23 protein-coding genes and 1 tRNA gene are annotated in these 25441 nt (G+C 45.6%); 5 read left to right on the top strand and 19 right to left on the bottom strand.

Features of this window, described 5'->3' with window-relative positions; genetic code table 11:
* Positions 1–5: 5 nt before the first annotated feature.
* The 12 genes from F461_RS0103190 to F461_RS0103135 all read right to left on the bottom strand — a co-directional run bounded on the left by F461_RS0103190 (position 6) and on the right by F461_RS0103135 (position 11660).
* Entirely contained in the window at positions 6–629 is a 624-nt protein-coding gene (locus F461_RS0103190) for a hypothetical protein (RefSeq protein ID WP_019999713.1), read from the bottom strand.
* A gap of 40 nt (positions 630–669) precedes the next feature.
* Complete coding sequence (locus tag F461_RS0103185; protein WP_019999712.1) at positions 670–1023, bottom strand: helix-turn-helix domain-containing protein; 354 nt, start codon at positions 1021–1023, stop codon at positions 670–672.
* 425 nt (positions 1024–1448) lie between these two features.
* Complete coding sequence (gene tkt, locus F461_RS0103180) at positions 1449–3446, bottom strand: transketolase (protein ID WP_019999711.1); 1998 nt, start codon at positions 3444–3446, stop codon at positions 1449–1451.
* Positions 3447–3560: 114 nt separating this feature from the next.
* Entirely contained in the window at positions 3561–4217 is a 657-nt protein-coding gene (gene rpe, locus F461_RS0103175) for a ribulose-phosphate 3-epimerase (RefSeq protein WP_019999710.1), read from the bottom strand.
* Between the two features lie 87 nt (positions 4218–4304).
* The gene (locus F461_RS19000; RefSeq protein ID WP_019999709.1) at positions 4305–4715 is read right to left on the bottom strand and encodes a MerR family transcriptional regulator; all 411 of its coding nucleotides are present in this window, start codon (positions 4713–4715) and stop codon (positions 4305–4307) included.
* A 27-nt stretch (positions 4716–4742) separates the two neighbouring features.
* Positions 4743–7151 (bottom strand): phenylalanine--tRNA ligase subunit beta, encoded by a 2409-nt coding sequence (gene pheT / locus F461_RS0103165; protein ID WP_019999708.1) that lies wholly within the window; start codon positions 7149–7151, stop codon positions 4743–4745.
* 17 nt (positions 7152–7168) lie between these two features.
* Complete coding sequence (gene pheS, locus F461_RS0103160) at positions 7169–8206, bottom strand: phenylalanine--tRNA ligase subunit alpha (protein WP_019999707.1); 1038 nt, start codon at positions 8204–8206, stop codon at positions 7169–7171.
* 15 nt (positions 8207–8221) lie between these two features.
* Entirely contained in the window at positions 8222–8575 is a 354-nt protein-coding gene (rplT, locus tag F461_RS0103155) for a 50S ribosomal protein L20 (RefSeq protein ID WP_019999706.1), read from the bottom strand.
* An 88-nt stretch (positions 8576–8663) separates the two neighbouring features.
* Positions 8664–8861, bottom strand: coding sequence for a 50S ribosomal protein L35 (gene rpmI / locus F461_RS0103150; RefSeq protein ID WP_019999705.1), 198 nt, complete (start codon positions 8859–8861; stop codon positions 8664–8666).
* Positions 8862–9045: 184 nt separating this feature from the next.
* The gene (gene infC, locus F461_RS0103145; protein ID WP_019999704.1) at positions 9046–9552 is read right to left on the bottom strand and encodes a translation initiation factor IF-3; all 507 of its coding nucleotides are present in this window, start codon (positions 9550–9552) and stop codon (positions 9046–9048) included.
* A gap of 25 nt (positions 9553–9577) precedes the next feature.
* Positions 9578–11512 carry a threonine--tRNA ligase gene (thrS, locus tag F461_RS0103140; RefSeq protein ID WP_019999703.1) on the bottom strand — a complete coding sequence of 645 codons (1935 nt, stop codon included), beginning with the start codon at positions 11510–11512 and terminating at the stop codon, positions 9578–9580.
* 73 nt (positions 11513–11585) lie between these two features.
* A tRNA-Val gene (locus F461_RS0103135) sits at positions 11586–11660 on the bottom strand.
* A 445-nt stretch (positions 11661–12105) separates the two neighbouring features.
* On the opposite strand from F461_RS0103135, the gene hcp reads away from it, so the two are divergent.
* The 3 genes from hcp (at position 12106) to F461_RS0103120 (ending at position 15971) form a co-directional block, all read left to right on the top strand.
* Complete coding sequence (gene hcp, locus F461_RS0103130) at positions 12106–13701, top strand: hydroxylamine reductase (RefSeq protein ID WP_026364591.1); 1596 nt, start codon at positions 12106–12108, stop codon at positions 13699–13701.
* A 592-nt stretch (positions 13702–14293) separates the two neighbouring features.
* Positions 14294–14956, top strand: a complete 663-nt coding sequence (locus F461_RS0103125) for a class I SAM-dependent methyltransferase (RefSeq protein ID WP_019999701.1) — start codon at positions 14294–14296, stop codon at positions 14954–14956.
* Between the two features lie 193 nt (positions 14957–15149).
* Complete coding sequence (locus F461_RS0103120; protein ID WP_019999700.1) at positions 15150–15971, top strand: nitroreductase family protein; 822 nt, start codon at positions 15150–15152, stop codon at positions 15969–15971.
* 379 nt (positions 15972–16350) lie between these two features.
* Here the strand turns inward: F461_RS0103120 and F461_RS0103115 are convergent, their stop codons facing one another.
* The 3 genes from F461_RS0103115 to F461_RS0103105 form a co-directional block, all read right to left on the bottom strand.
* Positions 16351–17142, bottom strand: coding sequence for an ATP-binding protein (locus F461_RS0103115; RefSeq protein ID WP_019999699.1), 792 nt, complete (start codon positions 17140–17142; stop codon positions 16351–16353).
* Between the two features lie 87 nt (positions 17143–17229).
* Positions 17230–19119: an anaerobic carbon-monoxide dehydrogenase catalytic subunit gene (cooS, locus tag F461_RS0103110; protein ID WP_019999698.1), complete on the bottom strand. Its 1890-nt coding sequence runs from the start codon at positions 19117–19119 to the stop codon at positions 17230–17232.
* Between the two features lie 111 nt (positions 19120–19230).
* The gene (locus tag F461_RS0103105; protein WP_019999697.1) at positions 19231–19902 is read right to left on the bottom strand and encodes a Crp/Fnr family transcriptional regulator; all 672 of its coding nucleotides are present in this window, start codon (positions 19900–19902) and stop codon (positions 19231–19233) included.
* Positions 19903–20173: 271 nt separating this feature from the next.
* On the opposite strand from F461_RS0103105, the gene F461_RS16930 reads away from it, so the two are divergent.
* Positions 20174–20902 carry an ATP-binding protein gene (locus F461_RS16930; RefSeq protein WP_019999696.1) on the top strand — a complete coding sequence of 243 codons (729 nt, stop codon included), beginning with the start codon at positions 20174–20176 and terminating at the stop codon, positions 20900–20902.
* Positions 20903–21005: 103 nt separating this feature from the next.
* On the opposite strand, the gene F461_RS0103095 is transcribed toward F461_RS16930, so the two are convergent.
* Together F461_RS0103095 and F461_RS0103085 are read right to left on the bottom strand one after the other, a co-directional pair.
* Complete coding sequence (locus F461_RS0103095) at positions 21006–21392, bottom strand: hypothetical protein (RefSeq protein ID WP_019999695.1); 387 nt, start codon at positions 21390–21392, stop codon at positions 21006–21008.
* 585 nt (positions 21393–21977) lie between these two features.
* The gene (locus F461_RS0103085; protein WP_235633770.1) at positions 21978–22802 is read right to left on the bottom strand and encodes a Crp/Fnr family transcriptional regulator; all 825 of its coding nucleotides are present in this window, start codon (positions 22800–22802) and stop codon (positions 21978–21980) included.
* An 82-nt stretch (positions 22803–22884) separates the two neighbouring features.
* On the opposite strand from F461_RS0103085, the gene F461_RS0103080 reads away from it, so the two are divergent.
* Positions 22885–23139, top strand: a complete 255-nt coding sequence (locus F461_RS0103080; protein ID WP_019999692.1) for a hypothetical protein — start codon at positions 22885–22887, stop codon at positions 23137–23139.
* 281 nt (positions 23140–23420) lie between these two features.
* Here F461_RS0103080 and gltX read toward each other — a convergent pair whose 3' ends face one another.
* Both gltX and F461_RS0103070 read right to left on the bottom strand, forming a co-directional pair.
* The gene (gene gltX, locus F461_RS0103075) at positions 23421–24812 is read right to left on the bottom strand and encodes a glutamate--tRNA ligase (protein WP_019999691.1); all 1392 of its coding nucleotides are present in this window, start codon (positions 24810–24812) and stop codon (positions 23421–23423) included.
* A gap of 294 nt (positions 24813–25106) precedes the next feature.
* Positions 25107–25340: a NifU family protein gene (locus F461_RS0103070; protein WP_019999690.1), complete on the bottom strand. Its 234-nt coding sequence runs from the start codon at positions 25338–25340 to the stop codon at positions 25107–25109.
* Positions 25341–25441: the final 101 nt, after the last annotated feature.

The raw sequence follows: 25441 nt of genomic DNA, 5'->3' as shown, positions 1-25441 counted from the left end.
GAATATTAGCCAAGCGGTTTTGGTTCGCTCCAAGTATTATCGCTGTTTAATTCGACATACATGCTGCTTTCGCCTGCTTTGAATTCGATTTCACACACATTCGTCAGTTCTTCCAGATCAATGACATCACCCGGAGTAAAATCACCGAAGACAGCCCAGTATTTTGGATGTGGAGTGAACTTGTAGGTAAAGTTAGGCTGTGCTTTTAAAGCAATTGCAGGAATCCCTGCCATACTTACCCCAACAGTTGCCAGTCCAGCAGGCACACTACCATCCTGAACAATGTGAAGCGTACCTTTTCCACTTTCAGAGGAAGGTCGCAGAGGACCAAAATAGAAGTCATTCACTTTATGGTTGTATGAAAGAGTCACGACATTACTGTTTGAAGGATCGATAGTTTTAGTCTGCCATGTGCGGTATTTTGCTACATCACCAAGAGCGCCATCACGGCTCCATGAGCATCCGTAGTCAACTTCCCATTTCATTTCGAGATTTGCATCAGGAGCGCAGCTTTTTACCAGCCATGCAAGCGAAAGGGCTTCATACTTTTCTAAGTCCGGGTTTTTTTGAAACAAACAAAAATTCATGTTGTTTTTTGAATTGTTCTTGAAAACTACATTGTACTGCATAACAATCTCCTACGGTTATAGTGTTATGAAAAACCTATTATTAGGTTACTTCTTTATGATGTATTTTCTTATAGCTACCTGGTGTAACGATATATTTTTTTTTAAATTTCTCTATTACATGATCTTGTTTGCATATCCCAAATTCTATACATGCATTTTCAATTGTATATTTCCGATCTTGAGATATTTTCAAACGTAATCTGTACATTTTTTCTTGTTCAATAAATTTAAAAATAGAGAACTCTGTATATTTTTTGAGCAAATTAGAACTGTAACTTCGACTAATATTCATCTTCTGCAATATAGATGCTGTCTGCATTACTGAAAGTTCATTGTTTGATGCTGCCAAAACAATGCTTGCAATTCTTTCAACAATTTTTTTTTGCTCATCCATTACATTTCTCCGTTGAAATAGAATTTACACCGCATTACTGACTAATATAACCGCCAAATTTAACTATGTTGTGTCCTCTCTTCATGCGGCTTATGAAGCCACATAAAAATATAAAAGCTTCTATATAGCTGCTTTTATTTAACCTTCATACCTGAAACATTTTTGGGGGATAGAGCTAAAAACTTTTCACAAAATAAAAGCCCCCTGTACAACCGTACAGGGGGCCTCTTTGTTATCTTCACCATCTCCAATAACTCTAAATTGCCATATCAAAAAAAAACCCCAAACACGTAACATGTGCTTGGGGTTTAATTCTATAAGAGGGCTTTAGTTATGAAGCATTACACTCCATCATCATTAAGCCGTAACTTTTTTATACTGCAATACAAAATTGTCAGCCTAATAAAGCAGATTAGAGCCTAATCTTAACGCATAGTTTCTTCAGCAGCTTCTACAACATGCTCAACGGTAAAACCGAAGTGCTTGAAGAGTTCACCAGCCGGTGCAGATTCACCGAAGGTAGTCATGCCGATTACACGACCTGCAAGACCTACATATTTATACCAGAAATCAGCTGCCGCTGCTTCGACTGCAACGCGGGCAGTAACGGAAGAAGGCAATACGCTTTCTTTGTATTCTGCATCCTGAGCATCAAAGATATTAGTACAAGGCATAGAAACAACACGAACCTTACGACCTACAGTAGTAAGGCGATCATATGCTTCTACAGCGAGACCAACTTCAGAACCGGAAGCGATAAGGATACACTCAGGAGTACCTTCACAGTCACGAAGTACGTAACCACCACGTTTAACATTAGCGAGAGCTTCTTCAGTGCGTTCCATAAACGGCAGAGTCTGACGGGACATGGAGAAGCAGGAAGGAGCATTCTTGGTTTCGATACCGGACTTCCACGCTTCGATGGATTCAACAGTATCGCAAGGACGCCATACATGACAGTTAGGGATCAAACGCAGACCAGCAAGATGTTCAACAGGCTGATGGGTAGGGCCGTCTTCGCCAAGACCGATGGAGTCGTGGGTAAGTACCCAGAGAGTACGGATGCCCATGAGAGCGGAAAGGCGAATTGCGTTCTTAGCGTAGTCGGAGAATACGAGGAAGGTACCAGCGTAAGGAATGATACCGCCATGCAGTGCCATACCGTTCATCATAGCACCCATGCCGAACTCACGAACGCCGTAAGACATGTAGTTTCCATCCCAGTTCTCTTTGCAGAGAAGCTCATACTGATCCCACTTAGTACCTACAGAACCGGTGAGGTCTGCAGATCCACCAAGGAGTTCAGGCATGGCAGGGCCGAAAGCGTTAAGCGCAACCGGAGAATCTTTACGGGTTGCAGCAGATTTAGCGGCAGCGTTTGCTGCATCAATTGCTTTCTGTGCAAGATCTTCGAAAGATTCTGGGAGATCACCAGCCATGCGGCGGATAAATTCTTTAGAAAGTTCAGGATGTGCAACCTGGTAGCTTGCAAACATGCCGTCCCATTCTTTTTCAGCTTCTGCACCACGCTCACGAGCGTTCCATGCATCAGCAACCTCAGTTGGGATTTCAAAAGCAGGATGAGCCCAACCGATTTCTTTACGGGTAGCTGCGATCTCATCATCGCCAAGAGGAGCACCGTGGGTTGCAGCAGTACCCTGCTTGTGCGGAGCACCGAAACCAATGATTGTGCGACAGCAGATGAGAGAAGGTTTAGCAGTTTCTGCTTTTGCTTCTTCAACAGCTTTTTTGATTGCTTCAGGGTTATGCCCATCTACGTTGCGAACGACATGCCAGCCGTATGCTTCGTAGCGTGCAGCGGTGTCTTCGTCGAACCAGTGGTCAACTTTACCGTCAATGGAGATACCGTTATCATCCCAGAATGCGATCAATTTACCGAGACCAAGAGTACCGGCAAAAGAACATGCTTCGTGAGAGACACCTTCCATTAAACAACCATCACCCATGAAAACGTAGGTGTAGTGATCTACAACGTCAAAGCCGTCACGGTTGAAGTGCTTAGCGAGTGCTTTTTCAGCAACTGCCATACCCACTGCGGTAGCGATACCCTGACCAAGAGGGCCAGTAGTAAGTTCAACACCCGGAGTCATGCCATATTCTGGATGACCCGGAGTTTTTGAACCCATCTGACGGAAATTTTTGATCTCTTCGAGGCTCAGGTCGTAACCGGAGAGATGCAGTAAAGAGTAAATAAGCATGGAAGCATGACCGTTAGACAGTACAAAACGGTCACGGTTAGCCCATGCAGGGTTGCTTGGGTTATGCTTAAGAAAATCGTTCCAGAGAACTTCAGCAATATCAGCCATACCCATTGGCGCGCCTGGGTGGCCTGAGTTTGCTTGCTGCACAGCGTCCATGCTCAGAGCGCGGACTGCATTGGCGAGGTCTTTACGAGAAGGCATCGTTTCCTCCTAAAAGAATGATGCGATAAAATTTTTTCCAGCTGGTTGCTGTGGCTGTCGATAGACATTAATCGCCGCCATGACAACCGTTGATAACGTCTCTCAAAAAGACCGTTATGCGTTACGAGCTATCTCTTCAAACATCTTCAAGCGATCTGCGTACGGCGGAAAACCAAAAAATGCAGAACCGGATACAAGCACGTCTGCGCCATTACGTATCAATTCAGAAGTGTTATCAGGATCCACCCCGCCATCAACCTGAATAAGGGTTGAAAGGCCGCGCTTCTTAATCATATCCGAAAGCTCTGCAATTTTACGCATGCTGAACGGAATAAATTTTTGTCCACCGAATCCCGGGTTAACACTCATAATGAGCACCATGTCCAGTTCATCGAGAACATAATCAAGAACAGAGAGAGGAGTATGCGGGTTAAGAGCCACGCCCGCCTGCGCACCTTTTCGCTTAATTTCAGCAATTGTGCGTTCAAGGTGATTGGTTGCTTCTGCATGAATAACAACCATATCTGCACCGGCATCCACAAAGTCTTCAACGTAGCGCTCCGGCTGCTGAACCATCATATGAACGTCAAAAAAGAGGTTACTCTCTTTACGGAGACGTTTAATAATAGGTGCTCCAAGAGTAATATTAGGTACAAACATGCCGTCCATGACATCCCAGTGTACCCACTTCAGTCCTGCCTGTTCGAGTGCCTGTAATTCCTCAGCAAGTCTGCCGAAGTCAGAAGACAATAACGAAGGTGAAAGGATCATAGTATCTTCTCTGTGGCTTTCGCCGGTTATGGTACTGTGCGGGTGTGCTCGCCCCCAACGGACATCACACACAAAAATACGGGTACATCAATGACGACCCGTTATAAGCAAATCACGGAGCGATGCGAGTTCTGTAATGATCTCCTCGACATCAATTGCACCGGAAGCTTCTGTTCCATACAGAGGCTTCTCTGTGCCGCTCCCTGCACAAAAAGCCTCTATCTCCGGCCCGGGAAATTCCGGACCGGTGATAGAGCCATGTATTTCTTCATATTGACCAAGCACCTTACGGGCGCCTTCAATGGTCAAACCGCGTTCGTAAAGCAAATGCCGTATCGCCCGCAACAGAAGTATATTCTGTTCGGAATACATACGCTGCCCCTTTTGGGTGCGTATAGGGATAAGCTGTTTGAATTCTGTTTCCCAAAACCGCAAGACATACGGTTTTAAGTTCAACAGGGTAGCAGCCTCACCGATACGATAGGTCTTTGCTTTCATACGTCTCCCTGCAGAGCTGTTTCCTGACTAAATGCGAACAGGCAATGCGCTTTCGAGAGATTTAACCACCTTTTTACGCTCTTTGTCTACATCCTTATCTTTCAATGTCTTTGAACCATGACGGAAAGTAAGGCGGAAAGTCAAATTGCGAGTTTCTTCAGCATCTTCTGACACTTCAGGTACGAACACGTCGATCAGTTCCATCTTCTCAAGAAGCGGCAATTTTGTTGCTGCAACCTGATCAAAGATAGCCTGAACATTAAGTGTAATCGGAGCGATTACAGTGAGGTCGTTCCATGCAGACTGATGCACAGGCAAGCTGGAAAATTTAACACAGCTTGCTACATACAATCTACTCAGTTCGTCTGTATCAAGATCTGCAAACCAGACATCTTTTTTAGCATTGTAGGCATCAGCAATCACAGGATTGATTCTTCCGATAGTGCCAACTTTCTGGTTGCCAACGACAACATCTACAGCCGGAGACAGCCATACATGATCTTCTGCAAGAGTAAAGCTAGGCTCTCCTACATGAAGATGTGCAAGAAGATGTTCTACGCAACCTTTAATATCAGCATACTCTGCTTCAGAAGTCATACGAGGGTATGCAGAATCAAAACGGTCACCGTAGAACAAAATGTTAAGGCGGCCGGATTCGCGAACAGTTGTATCACTTGATTCATCAGCTTCAAAGATATGCGCAAGTTCAAACAAACGCAGACCGGTGTTGCCGTGTCCCAAGTTATAGCGAAGGTTCTGCAAAAGCCCCGGAGCAAGTTCTGTGCGCATCGCATCCTGCTCAGAAGAGAGCGGATTCATGATAGTGATGCGGTTGTCTGTAGGCAAATTAAACAGATCAAGATCTGCATGACCAACGAAAGAGTAGTTGATCGCTTCATTCAGTCCGAGACCGCAGCCCCAGCGTTTAATGAGAGACCAGAACTCGTACTCGTTGCAATCATCATTACGTGCTTCTAGAGTACGTTTCACTTGAGGAAGAACAGGCTCAATACGATCCATGCCGTATACGCGTGCAACCTCTTCAATAAAATCTACTTCGCGCTCATAGTCGAGACGGTTGCTAGGCGGTACCACTGTCCAGTCCGCAGTATCTGCGCCGGAGATAGTACAGCCAAGCTTTTCAAGGGTAGCTTTGCAGAAAGAATCATCCACATCTACGCCAAGAAGATCACGACAACGCTGCGGGCGGAACTGAAGCTCAGGAGCAACCCAAGGCTTTGGTTCAGCTTTACATATGCCTTTACGGACGGTTGCACCAGTAAGCTCAGCAAGCATAGCTGCTGCGCGATCCATTGCTTCTGGACAATGTAACTGATCAACACCGCGTTCAAAGCGGAAAGAAGCATCAGAGGAGAGACCAAGGCGACGTGCAGTGCGGCGTACAGATGCAGGTTGGAACACAGCTGATTCAAGGAAAATACGTGTAGATCCATCATGAATTTCGCTGTTAGCGCCACCCATAACACCGGCAAGGGCAACACTTTTGCTACCGTCTTTGATCATAAGATCCGTTGCCTTCAGTGTCCGTTCCTGCTCATCAAGAGTAATGAACTTTTCACCTTCAGCAGCCGTATCTATAATAACCTTGGCACCATCAAGACGATCAAGGTCAAATGCGTGAAGCGGCTGACCAAAACCCATCATGATGTAGTTGGTCACGTCTACGATATTCGAAATAGGACGCAAGCCGACAGCTACAAGACGGTACCGCATCCATGCAGGAGACTGACCAATGGCAGCACCTTCAAGAATACGACCGTAGTAGCAATAACATTTATCTGCATCGGTAATTTCGATTGCCACTTCATCAGAGCAATCATCACCGGACTCAACAAGAGTATACTCAGGTACGGTGAGCGGCAGATCAAAAGCAAGTGCAACCTCACGGGCAACACCGAGAACACTCAAGGAGTCCGCACGGTTAGGAGTGATGGAAATATCCAGCACTACTTCATCCAGATTCAAGGACTCGACAAGGCTTGCACCCGGCACGAGTTCTTCCGGAAGCTCCATGATGCCATCATGTGCGTCTGAAAGTCCAAGCTCACGCTCTGAACAAATCATACCCATGGATGGAATACCACGAAGTTTTGTCTTTTTAATCTTGGTGCCGTCAGGCATTTCAGAGCCAACTTTGACTACAGCAACTTTCAGTCCTTTACGAACATTCGGTGCACCGCAGACAATGTTTAACAGCTCTGCTTCGCCAACATCGACCTTACATACAGAAAGTTTTTCTGCTTCAGGATGTTTTTCACACTCAACAACGTGACCGATAACCATTGGCTTAATGCCTTCAAACGGATGAATTACTTCTTCCACTTCAAGACCAAGCATGGTCAGCGCGTCATCAAGTTCCTGAATTGTTCCGGTAAACGGAACAAACTCTTTCAACCAGTTGATACTTAAAAGCATGGTACTATTCTCCCCTGCTAGATAAACTGGTTAAGGAAACGCACATCGTTCTCGAAGAACATGCGGAGGTCACCAATGCCGTATTTAAGCATTGCAACACGCTCCACACCAAGACCGAAAGCAAAGCCGGTGTATTTTTCCGGATCATAGCCAACTTTCTTGAACACTTCAGGATCAACCATGCCACAACCAAGGATTTCAACCCAACCAGTCTGCTTGCAGACACGACAAGGCTTGCAGTCCACTACGCCGTCGCCACCGCACATGCAGCAAGAAATATCTACTTCTACGCTAGGCTCGGTGAACGGGAAGAAACTAGGACGGAAACGAACTTTGGTTTCCGGCCCGAACACTTCCTGAAGAAAGGCGGTAAGGGTACCGCGGAGCTCTGCAAGGCTTACTTTTTCGCCAACCAGCAGACCTTCGATCTGATGGAACATAGGTGTGTGTGTAAGGTCAGAATCACGACGGTACACTTTACCAGGTGCGATAATAGCAAGCGGTGGTTTCCGCTTGAGCATAGTACGTGCCTGCATTGGAGATGTGTGCGTACGCAGAAGAATATTATCTGTTACGTACAGGGTATCCTGCATGTCACGCGCTGGATGCTCTGGAGGCAGATTGAGCGCTTCGAAGTTATAAAAATCGTTCTCTACTTCAGGACCGGTTACGATGTCGTATCCAAGCCCTTTGAAGATATCACAGATTTCTGTCATCACCTTGGTGATAGGGTGCAATGAACCCTGCCAAGGCATACGTCCCGGCATTGAAGGGTCAAACTTGGCAAGTTTGTCCGCTTCTGCTGCGTTTTCAAGTTTAGTTTTGCACTCATCAAGCAAGCCAGTAAGCTTACCCTTTACGATGTTTGCAGTTTTACCAACTTCCGGACGTTCTTCTGGAGACAGTTCTGGAAGACGTTGCATGATCTGCGCGAGTTTACCCTTTCGACCCAAGAAGGCTACACGCAAATCTTCCACTACGCTTAATGAAAAAGCCTGATCCAGGCCGCTGTTAAGCTCCTGAACCAGGCTTTCTAATTCGTGAATCAGGCTCATACCTGAAAGTGCTACTTAGCTCAGCTTAGCTTTTGCGATTTCGCAAAGCTGGGCAAAGTGCTCTTTTTCGCGAACTGCAAGGTCAGCAAGGACCTTACGGTTCAGTTCAACACCAGCCAGGGTCAGGCCGTGCATGAACTTGCTGTAGGAAAGACCGTTCAAACGGGCGCCAGCGTTGATACGCAGGATCCAAAGACGACGAAACTCACGTTTCTTGGTCTTACGGTCACGGTAAGAATAAACTAATGCATTTTCTACTGCTTCACGTGCTGTGCGGTACAGTTTAGAACGACCGCCACGGAAGCCTTTAGCCATTTTCAAATATTTCTTATGACGACGATGAGCCGCCAAGCCTCTCTTGACTCGCATGGATACCCTCCAGGGTCTTTGTCACTCCGTGAGGCGAGAGATGTGCCAACGGAGCGCGAAAAAATGTTATATACTAAAGTGATACGTCTTATGCGTTAGGAAGCATGCGACGAACAGCTTTTTCATTGCTTCTATCAACAATAGCAGACTGACCGAGATTCATTTTACGCTTTGCACTTTTCTTAGTCAGGATATGACGAAGGTTCTGCTTGCGACGTTTGATCTTGCCGGTACCAGTCAAAGAAAAACGCTTTGCAGCGCCACGTCTGGTTTTAATCTTTGGCATGTTAATCTCCTTACCGTTATTGCTGTACTGTCATTCTACAGCGTAACGACAGCACGCGAGAGAAAACCCCTTGCAGTACAAGGAGTTTTCAGAAAATTCCTCTGAGCAAAGCGCAGAACAACAAGTATAACTACGCGAAGCGGGGATATTGCTCTAATTCAATCACAAAATCAAGCCAGAATGCTTATTTTTTCGCAGTCGGCACCAGCAACATGTGCAGGGTACGTCCTTCGGAACGTGGCATCTGGTCCACTTTTGCGATATCCTTAGTATCCTCCATAGCCCGTTCCAAAATTGTAAGACCGCGATCTTTATGAACGATTTCACGTCCACGGAAGAACACAGTAACCTTACAACGGTCACCGGCTTCAAGGAAGCGACGAATGTGCTTAAGTTTAGTCTGGTAATCGTGCTCGTCAGTTTTTGGACGAACTTTGATTTCTTTAACCTGAACTACAGCAGCATTTTTCTTTGCTTCCTGTTTCTTCTTTTTCTGCTCGAACTTGTACTTACCATAGTCCATGATCTTGCAGACAGGTGGTTCAGCATTAGCAGCCACCTCAACGAGGTCGAGTCCTTTTTCTTTAGCGATGTCGATGGCCTGGTTTCTTCCAAGAATTCCAAGCTGCTCACCAGTTTCACTAATAACACGAACCTCACGCGCACGAATTTGTTCGTTACGCTTAGTCATATCTTGCGGCTCTTGCCGACGATATTTAGGAAAAGCGATAGCTTAACCCTCCGCTTTTAAACGGTTCTTCACAATCAGCTTTAATAAGCTCTACCACTTCCGAAACAGATTTCAGACCAAGGTTTTCGCCCTTACGCATGCGTACGTTCACACCTTGTTCTTCAACCTCTTTATCCCCGATAACTAGCATATACGGGATCTTAGAAACCTGGGCTTCACGAACTTTGTAACCCAGCTTTTCATTACGAGTATCTGCTTCAACGCGGATTCCTTCTTTACGAAGCTCCGCTTTGATTTCTTCTGCAAATTCGTTGTGTGCATCGGTGACAGTTAGCACACGGGCCTGTACCGGAGCAAGCCAAGTTGGGAATGCACCAGCATAGTGTTCAGTAAGAATACCAATAAAACGTTCAACTGAACCAAGAATAACGCGATGAACCATTACAGGGCGGTGACGTTCACCATCTTCGCCCACGTACCCTAAATCAAAGCGTTCTGGCAAGGTAAAATCACACTGAACGGTAGCACATTGCCATTCTCTGTCAAGACAATCACGGAGTTTAATATCAATCTTTGGTCCGTAAAAAGCGCCGTCACCTTCGTTAATCTCGTAAGGAAGATCAATGGCCTTAAGCGCTTCAATCAGGGATTCCGTTGCCAGATCCCAATCAGCGTCATCGCCAATGGATTTTTCAGGACGGGTGGAAAGCTCAAGAGAGTATTCAAAACCAAAAACATTCATAATGTCTTTAACAAAGTTAAGAACACCAACAATCTCTTCCTGAAGCTGATCAGGGCGGCAAATAATATGAGCATCATCCTGAGTGAACTGACGAACACGCATAAGACCATGCAACACACCGGACTTCTCGTGACGGTGAACCACTCCAAGCTCAAAATAGCGCATTGGAAGGTCACGATAGCTACGCATGTGAGACTTATAAATAAGCATGTGCGCAACACAGTTCATTGGCTTTACGCCGTATGGCACTTCGTCGATTTCGGTGAAGTACATATTTTCACGGTAGTTGTCGTAATGACCGGAGCGTTCCCAAAGCTCTCGCTTGAGAATCTGCGGTGCCTGTACGATATCGTATCCGCGTTTTAAATGCTCTTTTCGTTCAAAGTCTTCAAGGATAGTACGGATAAGGGCACCTTTTGGATGCCAGTAGGCCATACCAACTCCGCCCTCTTCCTGAAAGCTGAAAAGGTCAAGTGCTGCACCAAGCTTGCGGTGATCACGTTTTTTCGCCTCTTCAAGACGGTTGAGGTATTTTTTGAGTTCCTTAGGATCAGAGAACGCAGTACCGTAGATACGTGAAAGCATTGGGTTCTTTTCATCTCCGCGCCAGTAAGCACCAGCAACAGACATGAGTTTAAACGACTTAACGTATCCGGTTGTTGGAAGATGCGGGCCACGACAAAGGTCTGCAAAATCGCCGTGACGATAAATGGAAACCACATCGTCATCGACAGCATCAATAAGTTCAAGCTTGTAGCTTTCTCCCATATCAGCAAACAATTTTTTCGCTTCGTCTTTGGAAACAACTTCGCAAGTAAATGGAGCAGCCTCACGGATAATCTTGGTCATCTCCGCTTCAATCGCTTCAAGGTCTTCAGTAGTAAACGGGCGCTCTACGTCGAAGTCGTAGTAAAAACCGTTTTCAATGGAAGGACCAATGGTAACTTTAGCAGAAGGGAACAAACGCTTAACTGCATCAGCCATAATGTGCGCAGTTGAGTGTCTGAGTAAGGCAAGACCTTCCGGCGTGTCCGCGTATACAGGCGTGATTTCATCACAACCTGTCGGAATAGTTGCAGTGAGATCAAGCGTTGTCGTGCCGCACTTTGCAGCCAACACAGTCTTGAATTTTTTACCGCTGAGTACTTCTCTCAGGGCATCACGGCAGCTTGCTTCTGCTGCTACCTCTACAACTTGTCCTTCAATAGACACGTTCACGATGGTATCTCCTGAAAATTTTCGAATATATAAAAAAAAGGGAGGCTATCGCCTCCCTACAATCCGTCAGTGTTGGTAGGCACGAGCAGTATCGAACTGCTGACCCCTACCATGTCAAGGTAGTGCTCTACCACTGAGCTACGCGCCTACACCGTTACGGCGAAGATGGTATTTACGCATTCCCCACCCAATCGTCAAGTGGAAAAGGTACACTTTCCTCTTTTTTCTTGCAAGCAAACAGTAAGCACACCCTGATGATATCAAGATGCCCCCCTATATAATATTCCTCACAGGAGTAACATGAGAAATTCACTATGGTAAAATAAAATGCCTGAACCAACTTTTTTTTGACACGACTTCTGTTTTTTGACCCGTGTCACAGAATAAAATTCATAGGATAGCTAGGTTGCATTCAATGGCAACGAACTTCTTTCGCGCATCAAATAACTTCTAATTGCTGTCAAGTTGCTGTTCGATGAGACACACAAAATTTTTTAGCCCATATGAGGTGTACCAGTATGTTGGATTTCTTGAAAAAAATTTTTACGGCAGACGAAGCAACTCAAGTTAATACTCAAAAAAAGGAGTTACCTATGTTCTGTAACCAGTGTGAGCAAACCGCAAAAGGTATCGGTTGTGACAAAATTGGCGTATGCGGCAAAAAAGCAGACGTTGCAGCACTTCAGGATCTCACAGTCTATGCACTGCGCGGCCTTGCTCTTACTGCGCTAAAAAAAGGTGACAGCAGCAACAACCTTGGCCATTTTACTGCCAAAATGCTCTTCACCACTCTTACCAATGTTAATTTCACACCTGAAGATTTTCAGAAATTTATCAATGAAATCGTAGCGCACCGCAAAGCACTTGATGTTCATTTCGCAAGCGGGCCAGGAAATTTTGAGCCGGCTGAAACTCTTGAGGGTTTAATTGCTCAGGGCGAAGCACATTCCATTAAAAACTTTGATACTGACGATGATATCCGCTCCGCAAAACAACTTCTTCTTTACGGTATGAAAGGCCTTTGTGCTTACGCTGACCATGCGGCAGTACTCGGTCAGCAGGATTCCTCTGTATACCACTTTATATACACCGGTCTTGCAGCTGGTTACGACGAACAGGACCGAGACCTTCAAGCATGGCTCGGCCTCTGTCTCAAATGTGGCGAAGTCAACCTCCGTGCTATGGAACTGCTTGATACAGCAAACACCGGTACATTCGGCCATCCAGTACCTACTGAAGTGCCTCTCGGTCACGTCCCGGGTAAAGCAATCCTTGTTTCCGGCCATGACCTTCAAGACCTATACCTCCTTCTTAAACAAACTGAAGGAACAGGTATCAATATTTACACACACGGTGAAATGCTCCCATGTCACGCTTATCCCGAACTCAAAAAATTTGAGCATTTCTACGGCCACTTCGGTACAGCATGGCAGAATCAGCATAAAGAATTTCCTGAATTTCCCGGTGCAATTCTCTTTACCACTAACTGTATCCAGAAACCTCAGGAAGTTTACAAAGACAACGTGTTCACAACCGGTCTTGTTGGCTGGCCTGGTCTTACCCACATCGGCCCCGCTAAAGATTTTACTCCGGTTATCGAACGCGCACTTGCACAGCCCGGCTTCACTGACACCGCGGACAAAGGCAGCGTTCTTTGCGGCTTTGGCCACAACACCGTAATGAGTGTTGCAGACAAAGTAATCGAAGGTGTTAAGGCCGGTTCAATCCGCCACTTCTTCCTTGTCGGTGGTTGTGATGGCGCCAAACCTGGCCGTAACTACTACACTGAGTTTGTAGAACAGGCTCCTGAAGATACGGTCATCCTTACACTTGCTTGTGGTAAATTCCGTTTCTTTGATAAAAAGCTAGGCGACATCGGTGGTATTCCTCGTCTCCTCGACATTGGTCAGTGTAACGATGCATACTCCGCAATCCAGATTGCGATAGCCCTTGCTGGCGCATTCGAGTGCGGCGTAAACGAACTCCCATTATCACTGATACTCAGCTGGTACGAGCAGAAGGCTGTTGTTATTCTTCTCACCCTTCTCTCTCTCGGTATTACCGACATTCGCCTCGGGCCTTCCCTTCCTGCATTCATCAGCCCGAACATCCTGAACATTCTGGTAGATAACTACGGTATCAAACCTATATCCACCCCAGAAGAAGATCTCAAAGCTATCCTCGGATAGCGCCTAAGCACGAAAGTCCCTTCCGCAGTACCTGCGGGAGGGACTTTTACTATCAAATAGGCCAAACAACCTACGCGACCTGACAGCTTACTTGTTTAAAAACAAGCGTAACAATTTTCAGCTTTCCTTTCTCGCATTTTGGGAGCAAATAAAAACCTGTTCCAACTTCTAACGCAGTTATTGTGGCCAGTCGGTCCACTTGCGCTGGAGCGTAAAAACAAACTGTCACTTGAATGACTTCTTATCGCACAACAATATGATAAGTTTCATTTTAAAAGCCGTTACCTCCTTGCGATGTGATTTCAACTTTCATTATGATTAATGATGCTGTACTCACATCTTGGCTATCAGTGAAGAGCGCCCTGTGACACGATACAGGGCGCTTTTTCTGTGCGCTTAACGACAATATTATTAAAAATCACATCGCAACCACAATTCGTGTGGAATTTATTGCTTTTTTACCTTCTCCTGAACATGGTTCATACAATATGGATACCAGCTCGGGCTACATTCAATGTTCTCGTGAAGCACAAAAGCATACAGCCCGCAACAGTTCATCATCAAGTGACCTGATGAGGAGAAATTTTATATAATGAAACAGTCACAAGTAATACACGCGGGGCAGGGATTCTATACAAAACCTGTCCTATCTCTATACGATATATGGGTACTCGGCATTTCAAACTCATTTATCTGGCGCTGCCCAACCAAGCACCTGCGCTACCATTTTCGCAAACACGTTTCGCTTAACCATCTGGATGTCGGCGTGGGCACAGGTTACTTTCTCGACAAATGCCTGTTAGAACAAAAACGCCGCCTAGCCCTGTTGGATGCAAACAGCACATGCTTAGATACCGCCGCAGCGCGTGTTAAGCGTTTCAAGCCGGAAGTATATCAGGCAGATATTCTTGCACCGCTGAATTTGCCATGTAACAAATTTGATTCAATAAGCATCAACGCTCTTTTTCACTGCCTCCCCGGAGCAATAAAAGAAAAAGCAGTCATTTTGGATACCCTTTCAGAATACCTGTACGACGGTGGAAAGATTTTCGGATCAACAATCCTGAGCCACGGCGTACGACAAAACTTCGCTGCACAAAAGTTCATGGCCTTCTATAACAAAAAAAGAATATTCTCTAACACGCGAGACTACCGTAACGGTTTACGTGAAGAACTGGAGTCCCGATTCTCCAATGTTAAAATTGAAGTAAAAGGCTGTATTGCCATGTTCAGCGCCCGCAAGGGCGAAAGATAATATTGCAGAAAAAGAGCACCCTCATTGAGGGTGCTCTTTTTCTGCCTGCTATGTCTTCACTTCTTCTCTACATCACCGTGCGACCTATTACCGCGTAAAATTACAGCAAAGTACGTATTCTTGCTACATTTCCTCTGTGCTACTGTGATTAAGCTTACAGAAAACAAACTCTACACAGGTATAAGGGTAACACATGTTAAATTTTAAGGTAGATACAGATAAATGTATTAAGTGCGGAGAATGCGCTCAGGACTGCCTATACGGCATCATAGGAATGGACGACTATCCTTTTATCCATGAAGAAAAGGAAGAAAAGTGTATTGGATGCCAGCACTGTCTCGCCGTATGCAAAACAGGTGCTTTGAGTATCCTTGGAAAAGATCCGGCCAACAGTGCCTCAATCAAGGGTGGATTGCCCGCCCCCAACCAGATGGAAACCCTGATCTTAAGCCGTCGTTCTATCCGAAGATACAAAAAAGAGGGTGTTGACCCAGAACTCATTCATCATATGCTACACGTGGTGGACCATGCCCCTACCGCTGTCAATCAGCGACAAAACCGGCTTACCGTAATAGATAACCCCGAATCCATGGACAAGCTCCGCGAGCAGGCAACCGCAGCTGCTCTCAAAGTAATTCGCGAAGGTAACCTCCCGAAAGGTCTGGAGCGGATAGCTGATTTCCTCAAAGGATGCGAAGACGGCAAAGACATAATTTTTCGCAATGCACCGCATTTACTAGTGGCTTCGGCACCGAAAGATGCGCTCGCGCCTATGGCTGATTGTCATATTGCCATGAGCTATTTCGAATTGCTGGCAAACAGCCACGGTCTCGGCACAGTCTGGGATGGTATCGCTAAAGCCGTTTTAACAATGATCGCCCCAGAACTGCTTGAATTGATAGGAATTCCTGAAGACCACACGGTCGTCTGCGTTATGGCCTTTGGTAAACCTGCTGTAAAATACCATCGCGCCGTGCAGCATTCCGACCAAGACATCCACCGGGCTGTCATTTAATTAATGACACCTGTTCATAATTTTCCAGAACAGGCAGTCTCTTCTTAGTATTCGTTAGCGATACAATAAGGCAATAGTGGCTTCATTGAAACTGCGTCATTCTATCTCTATAGCTATGAACCAGACTCTTTGAGCAACTTGTGCATACTAAATCTGAAATCACCCAAAAGGCTGCCCCCCAATATGGAGGACAGCCTTTTATTGTACATAACGTAATGCCGGCATAAATCGCAGGACTACAAAAGAGGCGTCGCCTCGCCGATAACATTTTCTAGAAAGTATAGGGGCAGTTGTGCAAAACAATCTCCAGCAGCCAGCGATCCCCCGCTTACTAAACGCTAACCACAGAATGTCACCGTCCCTTTACAACTATAAAAAACTAAACTTCAGCCCCAAATTTTTTCAACACCCGCTCAATAACAAAATCAACCTCATTGTCGGGCAAGCCAAGTACGTTGCCGGTTTCCAGCTGTCGTGCTGCAAGTGAGGAGAGGTACGGCATGGAAACAACTTGATTAGGAAGTCCTTCAAGCTGAGGAAGTGCTGGGTCTTCCATATCAGAACGGTTAAGAACAAGCACTTGCTTATGCAGCCCTAGCTCCTCCGCCATCGTGCCCACATCTGCCGCAGTTTGCAGACCACGCATACTTGGTTCGGAGACAACAACAAGACCGTCAACGTGTGCAACCGTTCCGCGCCCTAAATGCTCCACTCCGGCTTCCAAGTCTACTAACACCCAGTCATTTCTTTCAAGAACCAGATGCGCAAGAATAGCTTTTAGAAGTGTATTGGCAGCACAGGCACACCCCCCTCCGGCTCCAGTGACAGTCCCCATCACAAGCAGGCGTTTTGAGCCGGCAGGTTTTCCTTGTGCATTCTCTCCTAAGACCGGAAGCTCAACTGAGAGCGCTTCCGGCAAATCGCCTACCTCAGGATTCAGGGTGAACATGCTGGTATTTTCCTGCCGAATTCGCTCGCGGATCAAATCTTCACGGTGGATGAGAGCTTCCGGCAGACTGCTACGGTCTACCCCGCAAGCTTCACCTAGGGATAATGCGGTATCAGCGTCCACCAGCCACACATTCTGCCCTTTCCGGGCAAGATACTCTGCCATCCATGCAGTGAGAGTCGTTTTTCCCACACCGCCTTTGCCTGCAAATGCTAACTTCATTCTACATTCTCTCCCATGCTGTACCGAAAAAGCTACGGCAGTGCGGAAGGATGCAAGGCCGCACTGCCGTAGTCTGTTATCTATGCATTATTCAGAAAGACCAAGCCCGACACGCTTCATACGGATGCGTGCATCCAGAAGCTCTGCAGCTTTCACGTAGTCACCTTCTACAACAAAGTGGGCACCTACAATGTCTTCCAGTCCTTCCAGAGCAATATTGGTTACAGTTTCGGAACCCAGAATGTTCGGAGGCAAACCAAGGTGCGTCATAACACCACTGGCCACAGCGTACATACCAATTGCAGCAGCTTTTTCTGAATACCACTCAGGAGAAGAAGCCCCCACAGGCAAATCGGAGATATCTACACCAAGCTCTTTTGCGACAAGACCGCAAAGATGCATTATGCGGGAGTTATCTACACAGCTACCAAGATGGAGTACTGGCGGGATGCCTAACGCGCCACACACTTCTTTAAGTCCCTCGCCTGCCATCTCGATACCTTCCGGAACAAGAAGACCTGCTTTACCGGCAGCGGTGGTAACACAACCGGTAACAAGAACAAGAATATCACGTTTGAGAAGCTCTTTTGCGAGACCAACGTTTGCAGAGTCCTGCTTAACTTTTGGGTTGTTACAACCCACGATGCCGACAATGCCGCGAATTTTACCAGCTTTGATAGCATCAATCAGCGGGGTAAGAGTTCCGCCGAGTGCAGATAGAATTGCTTCGTTTGAAAATCCTGTCATAATTTCAACAGGTTCTGCCGGAATCTCAACACGGCCTTTATCACGTTCTGTGTAGGCTTTAATAGACTCTTCAACAATAGCGGTGGCCTGTTCAAGTGCGTTGTGCGGATGCACTTCAAAGTGCATTGCACCGGTAAATTTAGCTTTTTCCGCAGTGGTAATAAAACGAGTATGGTAACACTGTGCAACAGTTACCATGGAAGGCATAATACACTGGTAATCAACAACAACAGATTCAACAGCGCCTGTGACGATAGCAAGTTCTGTCATAAGATGGTTCCCGGCCATAGGAATACCCTGACGCATCAGCAGCTCGTTACCGGTACAGCAAAGTCCGGCTACGTTGATGCCTGCTGCGCCTGCTGCTTTTGCTTTTTCAACCAGTTCAGGAATACGTGCAGCTGCGAGAATCATTTCGGAGACAACAGGGTTATGCCCGTGCACCAGAATGTTCACCTTGTCTTCTTTTATCACACCAAGGTTGCTGACGGAGCGTGAAGGGGTCGGAGTTCCGAAAATAACATCAGAAAGTTCTGTGCCAATCATGGAACCACCCCAACCGTCGGACAGCGCACAACGTGCAGAGTGCAACAACGTATTCGGTGCATCATTGTCACAGCCCATGTGTGTTCGATGCATCATTTCTGCAATTTCACGGTCAACACCGCGTGGAGTAATGCCTACACGATCCCACAAAACACGACGTTGCTCAGGAACGCGGGATAAAAAGGCCAAAGAAGAGCGACGGGAACCAAAATCCTTATAACATTCATCAACAAGATCTGATGCGATTTCATTAAGCTCACGGCCTTCGGTGGCAATGCCAACCTCAGCAGCGATGCGCGTAAGCTTTTCCGGCTCAGAAATATGATAATGCTCAGTGTCACCTTGAACAATCGCGTCCAGCACTTCAATCAGATCACGTCCATGATCTGAATGACCAGCGCTCCCACCAGCGATAAAGCGACCAAAGTTACGTGCAACCACAACGTCTGCGTCGGCACCGCAAACGCCAAGGTTCATTTTGGAGTCCGGTTTAGTACTGATCCGGCAAGGCCCCATTATACAGTTGCGGCAGGTGGTACCCAACTCACAAAATTTACAATGCGGTGTTTGACGTTCCAATCTATCCCACGCAGTTTCAATGCCTTCTGCTTTCGCTTTGCGGATCATTGCATGCGCGTCTTCCCATATAGAAAGATCTTCAGGTCTTTTTGGTTCTTTTGCCATCAATGCTCTCCTCCTGAATTTTTTATTCTGTCTCCTTTATTACGCACTTATAACTTATACTCTGTCAGCAAGCCGACAATTATCCAGAAATCAACATAGCATACAATAACTCTATTTAGTAAGTTCTTCCAACCGTGCCGGGTCTATAACTTCAAACACGCCTCGCTTTACACGAAACAGAATACCCGATCGGACCATATCGTTAAGTAACGTTGAAACGGTTTGGCGTGTGGAGCCGACGTGTTGTGCAAGTTGTTCGCCAGTCATACCAAGCCGCGCTATAGATCTTCCGGACTCCTCCTTTGCAACAGAAAGCAGAAAAGCCGCAAGTCGTGTCGATGCATCACCAAAAACAAGATCATCAATAATGCCGAATGTACTTTTCAACATGTTACCGAGGATACGAACCATAACCTTACTTACCTGCGGAATATCACGCATGTAAGTATGGAATACCGGAATACTGGTTGTAAGCAGAACACCAGGAGTAAGTGCTTGAACAAATGTTCCGGTATGGCTGGTGTAAATATCGCCCGCTTCTAGAGTAGACAGAGTAAACTCTTTGCCTTCTGCTGCCAGAAAGACCCTCAAGCGCCCTTCCTTAACGATAAACACACTACCAGCAGCAGATTCGTCCGGTTTTGTCATACCATCACCCGCAATAGACAAAGGATCTGCTATCATCTCAGTAGCAACAAATTTGCGCTCGTTCATCGCAGCACGCAAATCTTTAAATTCAGGCTTGGCTAATTCTGAAAGCAAGTTTATTTCAGCGAATTTCATAGAAATTTCCTTAGTAAGAGCTCTTTTTGCATTTCTCAACGCACTGAAGAGTGCCCAAGGGAAGCAAAACTTGCAACCCAACTCTGTAAGTTAACAGGCACCGAACGTGGTGACGCGGAGACAATGAGAAGTTGGTTAGATTGTACTCTTAACAGTAATTACCATAAAAAAGTCCATATTTTTGCCGTATGTCACAACACTAAAAAAAGAACTGTATATACTGAACTCAACAAATAAGGAATTAAAGCGACTTCGCTTAAAGGAGTTTTTTATGAATAAAGTAGTGCGTAAAATTATTGAGATTGATGAAGAACGTTGTGACGGCTGCGGGTTATGCGTTCTTGACTGTGCCGAAGGTGCTATCCAGATTATCAACGGCAAAGCTAAAATCGTTAAAGATGAATACTGTGACGGTTTAGGCGCATGCCTTGGTGCATGTCCTCAGGACGCATTACATATCATTGAACGCGAAGCTCCTGAGTTCGACGAAGAAGCTGCGATGGAATGGGTTAAAGAACGTGACGCGAAAGAAACACCTAAATCCAGCCCATGCGGCTGCATGGGCTCACATGTAAAAAGCATGAAAACTGTTGAGATTGAAGTACCGGGTAACAAAGTATCCGGTCCGGGCCATTGGCCACTTAAAATCCGCCTTGTACCACCGACAGCTCCGTATCTTAAAGATGCAGACGTACTTGTAGCGGCAGACTGTGCAGCAGCTGCATCACCAATTTTCCACAGTGAATTTGCTCAAAATAAAGTTGTTCTTATCGGTTGTCCTAAATTCGACGACACTAATGAATACGTGCAAAAACTTGCAGATATTATCCGCAATAGCGGCATACGCTCCATCAGCGTTCTTCGTATGGAAGTGCCTTGCTGTACCGGCCTTTCCCGTGCACTGGCTGACGCAATCAAGCTTTCGGGTGTTGATATTGCCGCTACTGAAACCATTATGACATGCGGTGGAGCCAGAGCACAAAAAACTATGTTCGGCTAACTCCATGAAGTATTCTCTCATAAAACAATGCTTGCCTGACTAGATAAAAAAAGGCCTCAGTACCATGTACCGAGGCCTTTTCTATTTATATTCCGTGCATACGCTACGGTTTTTCAGTACGCACGATTACAGGGTTAACGCGATATTTTTCCGGTGCATAGACCGGCCATTCGCTACGAGGATACACAAAGGTTCCTCTGCGCACTGCGCGACCAACAGCGCGACGGGTAGACAAAGCACGAACTTTACGTTCATCTGCTGTTGCCAGTGATTTGTTGATAGCAACCTGATTCATTGGAACATACAAAGTAACCTCTTTGGGAGAGGTAAAGGTCGGAGACCTTACAATATCCAACGGCTGTGTCGTTTCAACCATAACCACTTCTTCCGTCATGACTACTGTCTCTGCCTTAACAACTGTTGGCAGCACCAACGCAACCAACACCACTAATGCTGCGATATTACAAGCAATCAGCTTCGTCCTCACCATAGTGTGCCTCCTATCTATAAGATTTTTATTCAATAAGGTACTCGTTACGTTCAACATTTAGAAATGCAGCATGCTGCAACACCGATCGCAACAACCTTAAGCGATTACAAACACGCTAGCAGAAAGAACACAAAACAAACATTACTACATTGTAATATTGTTGATAAATTGCAATACACGCCCTTCACTACGTAAAAAATTTACTGCATCACTCTTTTATTACAGTAAAAAACCGTCCTTGAATTACTTCAAAGACGGTTTACAAGTCACTATTGAGTTCAATCTAGTAATACTAACAATATGTTGCAGTACAAAACATACACAACCATGTGTAGTCATGAAAAACGAGATCAACGCAACAATAAGAAATCATGCATAAAATTAAGAAAGGGTAATTTTATGCGTATGAGCAAAAAATTCCCCAAAACATGTTTTAACACTATTATTGCCGGTATATTAGAAGACTGCACAGCATGTGTAGAAGCACATACACTAGATACACAAACAATAGCGCTGTGCGGTTCTCAGTATGCAGGAGGGTGAATTGCTGACAAGACTAAAAAAGAGATAACGAGGCAACTCGCCCTAAAGAACTATCTCTCCTTCTGCCAAGTCTTCCAGTGCCGCCATATCCTCAATGGTGATCTGACGTCCTTCAACAGAAACAAGTCCTCTGTCTGCCATTTTTGAAAGCGTACGGGATAACGTTTCACGCGCAGTGCCAAGCATGCCGGCAAGCAGCCCTTTAGACACATCAAGCTTAAATGTTACAGCACCGTCTTTTTCCTCACTGGTGTACAGCAAATAGGATGCAAGACGTTGTGGTGCTTCATGCAGAGTCAGTGCTTCAACCTGCTTGGTGAACATACGTAACTTCTTAGACATGGAACCGAGCATTGCAAGCGCCAGTGCTGGGTCTTTAGCAATGCAATCAAGCAGGCCTTTTCGCGGAAAAAACGCTAATGTAGATTTTTCTACTGCTTCAGAATGTGCTGGGAATGAACTATTCTGGAACACTGCCACTTCGCCGAATGTTTCACCGGAGCCATACAAGTGGATAATAGCTTCCCTTCCATCCGGGCCTGTCTTGTAAATTTTAACTCTACCGGACAAAACAATATAAAACCCTTCTGCCGGAGCGGACTCATAAAAAATAATTTGTCCACGCTCTACATCTTTTTTTGCGGCAATAGCTGCCAACGTTGAAAGCTGTTCTTCTGAGAGTCCACTAAAAAAAGGCATTTGAGAAAGCACTGCAGTAAGTTGCATGACTATCCTTTTTATTAATCTATAGAATATGTTGCGCCAATAGAAAGAAGCCTGCACACAATGGACACGTTGCTGCATTCTAAGCGTAACAAGCTTATAGCAACTTGTGGACAAATCGTCATCTTCAAGTCCAATTGCCACTAAACGCACTCCAACACCGCAACGCAATTGCGAACTGTTGCAATCAAGGTTATAGTCCGTGCATCATAATGAGGAGGACTCTATGAGTAAGATGTCCCAAAGCGTTGCAGCACGAGTTGAAGAACTGCTTCGCGAACAATTAAGCGAAATTGGCATTGAAATAACACAATTAGAACCACATGTTATCGTTGAGAATATGAAGTGTGATATTTTCTCTGACGAATCCATGATATATTACTGGAAAGGTGAACCTATTCTGCGTGTTGAGCCTGAATCTTCCGAAAATGGAACTACACAATGGCGTATGTTCACCAAGGACGATTTACCAAGTCAGTAATACAGCCGTAACAGATGTTATCCTGTAGCTGGCCATGGCTTCATAGCCCTCCGGCCACGCAACATGTGTTAACTAACATGGTACTCGTATAACAAATACAGGGTGAGTCTACTAATACGTAGACTCACCTTTTTTCACGCCAACACTAAAAAACTCAAGAAACACTAGTTACAAGCCGATCCACTGGTTTGAATGACTCACGCACAATAAAAAAAGCCGCTACTAATGTAGCGGCTTCTATTTTCATAAACCACATGCAATATGCTGATTTATCAAAAAAACTATTGTTCAAGAGCACGATCAACACGAGCCAGTGTGCGCTCTTTACCGATGATTTCCATAACATCAGGAAGGTTAGGTCCACCCATAGCACCAACAAGTGCTACGCGTAATGGAGGGCCGACAGCTTTAAACTTGAGGCCGTTGTCAGATACGTAGTTAGCCATAACGTCATGGGTGGTATCTTTCGTGAATGCTTCTAACGCTGCAAACTGCTCACGCATATTAGCAAGATGCTGTTTACCTTCTTCTGTCAGCGCTTTCGTCACTGCTTTTTCGTCAAATTCGTATTCAGAATCAGGAAGAAGCATGAAGCGCATCGCTTCTACGAGACCAATAAGATCCTTCGCGCGATCTTTGAAAAGAGGCACCATCGCTGTCAGTTCCTCGACAGACTTGTCGAAACCAGCATCTTTTACAAACGGTGCTACAAGAGCTGCAAGATCTGCATCGGAGGATTCTTTCATGTACTGCGCGTTGAGCCAAAGAAGTTTATCGGGATCAAAACCAGCAGCAGAAGAAGAAAGATTGTCGGTAGAGAATTTCTCAATCAGTTCGTCGAGAGCAAAGATTTCCTGATCGCCGTGGGACCAGCCAAGACGTACGAGGTAGTTCACCAACGCCTGCGGAAGCAGACCCATTTTTTCGTATTCCATAACGGATTTTGCGCCATGGCGTTTGGAAAGCTTTTTACGGTCAGAACCGAGGATCATCGGAACATGACCGAATTCAGGGACGTCCCAACCCAATGCTTCATAAATCATAATCTGCTTAGGAGTGTTGTTTACGTGGTCATCACCACGAAGCACGTGGGAGATTTCCTGAGAATGGTCATCCACAACTACTGCAAGGTTGTAGGTTGGAGAACCATCACTACGGCGGATAATCATGTCATCAAGTTCTTCATTATCAAAAGCAATGCTGCCTTTTACAAGGTCTTTCCATACAGTACGACCAGTAAGAGGTGCTTTAAAACGTACGACACGGCCTTCTGCTTTTTCCAGACCAAGCTCACGACATTTGCCGTTGTACTTAGGTTTTTTGCCATTAGCACGCGCTTCTTCACGCATTGCTTCTACTTCTTCGGCAGTACAGTCACAGTAGTACGCTTTTCCTTCTGCTAACAATTGATCAATGTACTTGTTGTACAGATCATCACGCTGGCTCTGGTATACAGGTTCTGCATCCCAGTTAAGACCAAGCCATTCCATAGAAGCAAGGATGGCGTCTGTGTACTGCTGCTCAGAACGTTCTCTGTCAGTATCCTCAATACGCAGAACAAATTCGCCACCATTGTGACGAGCAAGTAACCAACTGAAAATAGCGGTACGCGCACCACCAATGTGTAAATGTCCGGTCGGGGACGGAGCAAAACGAGTGACTACTTTAGCCATGTAACTATCTCCTAAATATAAAAAAACTGACGCACTGTACCCATGAATATCTATAACAGATAAACAGTCTTCACCTAACAGACGTACAGGAAGACTAGATATCTCTTCCCGCCCGCAGGCTAGGGGCTTATGCATCTAGAGTAATACTAATTGTTAACAATGTCCCTGCGGTACAGATTACAGCAAATCTGTGCAGTGCAAGGCTCGAAGAAAAATTAAGATTGAAGCCTGCCAGAAAGATGCAAGAGTTTTTATTTTTTGAAAAACGCCACAAGGTGCGTTTTCATCAATCTGCTAGTCTTCTGCTGCTTCAACAGCTTTAACTTCAGGCACTGCTTTCAGAATAAAACGCTCTACAGTATTGCGCAGAGTCATCTGAGACATCGGACAGCCTTTGCAAGCACCAGTAAGACGCACAGTTACAATGCCGCGGTCAGTAATATCAACTAACTCAACGTTTCCGCCATCATTTTGAAGATAAGGGCGAACTTTATCCAACGCTGCTTCAACTTTTTCTTTAAGAGACATTTTATTCCTCACAGGTCTGTAAATATATGTGTGGCACTTCTATCGCCGTTAAAAAATGGTGTCAAACATAGACAGAAGTAACCTTGCACTTTGCGCTGTTA

Origin of the sequence: Halodesulfovibrio aestuarii DSM 17919 = ATCC 29578 (assembly GCF_000384815.1) — a bacterium.
In the GTDB taxonomy this organism is placed as follows: domain Bacteria; phylum Desulfobacterota; class Desulfovibrionia; order Desulfovibrionales; family Desulfovibrionaceae; genus Halodesulfovibrio; species Halodesulfovibrio aestuarii.
Note: the sequence above shows the minus strand (reverse complement) of the source record. Positions and strands in the feature narration are given on the sequence as shown.